This window comes from Nodularia sp. UHCC 0506 (assembly GCF_034931045.1).
Classification (GTDB): Bacteria; Cyanobacteriota; Cyanobacteriia; order Cyanobacteriales; family Nostocaceae; genus Nodularia.
Map to the genome: position 1 here is coordinate 2655 of NZ_JAYGHH010000032.1, position 2241 is coordinate 4895.

At 39.4% G+C, this 2241-nt stretch carries 3 protein-coding genes; 2 read left to right on the forward strand and 1 reads right to left on the reverse strand.

Annotated features, from left to right (window positions below; genetic code table 11):
- On the forward strand, nucleotides 1-725 hold a 725-nt coding region (locus VB654_RS16730; RefSeq protein WP_323214940.1), incomplete at its 5' end, for a tetratricopeptide repeat protein.
- A gap of 274 nt (nucleotides 726-999) precedes the next feature.
- On the opposite strand, the gene VB654_RS16735 is transcribed toward VB654_RS16730, so the two are convergent.
- The gene (locus tag VB654_RS16735) at nucleotides 1000-1746 is read right to left on the reverse strand and encodes a Uma2 family endonuclease (protein ID WP_323214942.1); all 747 of its coding nucleotides are present in this window, start codon (nucleotides 1744-1746) and stop codon (nucleotides 1000-1002) included.
- 156 nt (nucleotides 1747-1902) lie between these two features.
- Between VB654_RS16735 and VB654_RS16740 the strand changes: the two genes are divergently transcribed.
- The coding region (locus tag VB654_RS16740) for an AAA family ATPase (RefSeq protein WP_323214943.1) at nucleotides 1903-2241 on the forward strand (339 nt) is incomplete at its 3' end.

Genomic DNA, 2241 nt, shown 5'->3' on the forward strand with positions numbered 1-2241 from the left:
TAAAGCAATTACGGGATTTTTGCTGGGAAATGATCACAAAGTTTAGATCCAATGACCCGAAAAACGACTTCATCAACAACATGAAGGGAAAGCTGGGTGAGGAAGTTGTCAAAACCCGTTTAGATGAATTTGTAACTGAGGTTGACTATAAAAAACGCAAGGGTGGAGATGGAAAAGTTGATTTCACCTTAACTTCTGACTCATCTGTTGGTATTCAGGTTAAAGCTCGTCATGGCAATTTTGATCAAATTCAATGGTTTATTAGTCAAGATGAAATTGAAAAAAATACTGTTCTGGTTTGTATTTTAATTCAAGAGGAAGTGAGCGAAGCACAGCCTGAATATAATCTTATTCTAGCGGGTTTTTTACCAACTGATATGATTACTGTGACTGGTGGTAAAGCTTCAGTGAGAATAAATGAATTGCTTTATGCTGGCGCTTTACATGGCTATTTAGATGATTTGATATCTTCCAAAGTTGATGAATATATCCAGTTGGCTGAAAAATGCTTTAATAGAGAAAATTATGAAAGTGGGATCGCTCATTGTAATCAAGCGTTACGACTAAAACCGAACAATGCTGATGCTTACAATGGACGGGGTACTTGTCGTCATAAATTGGGAGATATCCAGAGTGCAATTGATGAGATTATACCCAAGCTATCAACATTAACTCCTATTTTGCTAAAGCTTACCAGAATCGGGGGATTGCTCGCTCTGCATTAGGATATAAACAGGATGCAATTGATGATTTTGAAACTGCTGCAAATTTATCTAAAAAATCAGGGGATGAAACATCTTATCAAAAAGCTAGGAAGCAAATTAGCAAGCTTAAAAGTACCTGATATCACTTTTAAATAAGAACTCAAAGATCCCCGACTTCTTCAAGAAGTCGGGGATCTGATCCTCTCGCATTTATAAAAGTCATTTTTTTAAACGAACCGCCAAGTACGCAAAGTACACAAAGAGAAGAAAAATCAGAAACAATAACTAATCATCATTACTCTAAATCAGGTTCTACACCCAAAGCTCGCAATTGTTCAATCAACCGTTCTTTTTGCCGCCTTTCCTGTTCTGTGCGTTCCCTTTCCGCTTCCGTGGGAGTCAAAACCCAATTACCTGTACTATCATACCAACGCAACCAAGGCTGCTGAATATTATGATAACTTCCTTCCCAAACACCCAGACCTAACTCTATTTCTGGAATCCAAAAACGGGAATCTGATAAAATAACTTCCGCATAACGACCGCCATCTAATTTAAACATTTTAAATTCATATTTATAACGGTCAAAAATAGCATAATAAGGAATCCTTAAAATCTTTTCATAAACTTCCCATTTTGTCGGCGGTTTTGCCACATCTCGCAAAGTCTGTCCTAAATCTTCCTTTTCAGTTCCAGGTGAGAGTAATTCCACAATAATAAACGGACTAATTCCCTCTTGCCAAACCACATAACTCAGACGTAAATCACCATTTTTATATAGCGGCGAAACATCCACAGCCACAAACCAATCTGGTCTTTTGTACCATGTCGGATGATGGGGGTCATAATAAAGATTCATATCACTAGCAGTAAATATCTTGTCGCTAGGATAACTAGGCGAGTTAAAACTTTCGTCTAACAAACGCGGTTGTAATAAATGAAAATGATCAGGCAAACCAGGTTCCTTTGGATCTTCACTCACGAGATCATACATTGTGGGTAAAACTTCTTCGGGAGAAAGGGGCGGATCAGTTTGATACATTAGAAAACAGTCCTGTCGAAGTCCTTTCTCTATTATGACTTTCTCCGCGTCCTCTGCGCCTCTGCGGTTCGATAAAATTCTTCTACACTGTTGCGAAACCCTAATTAATTGATACACTTGTTCTTCATTAGCCATCAGCCCAGATAAACAGCGCCTATGGTACACGTTAAGCGCGTGGAACTTACCAACTTCAAATCCTTCGGTGGTACTACCTCAGTCCCTCTACTACCGGGGTTTACTGTCATTTCTGGGCCGAATGGTTCCGGTAAATCTAATATTCTCGATGCTTTGCTGTTTTGTTTGGGACTTTCTAGTTCTAAGGGAATGCGGGCGGATAGATTACCGGATTTGGTAAATAATAATCAAACTTCTAGGGGACGGGCTTCGATTGAGGCTAGTGTGACGGTGACTTTTGATTTGTCGGGGGAGGATGTTTCGCGCAGAGGCGTAGAGGCGCAAAGAGAAGAGAAGGAGGAAAAATCAAAAGAAAACTCA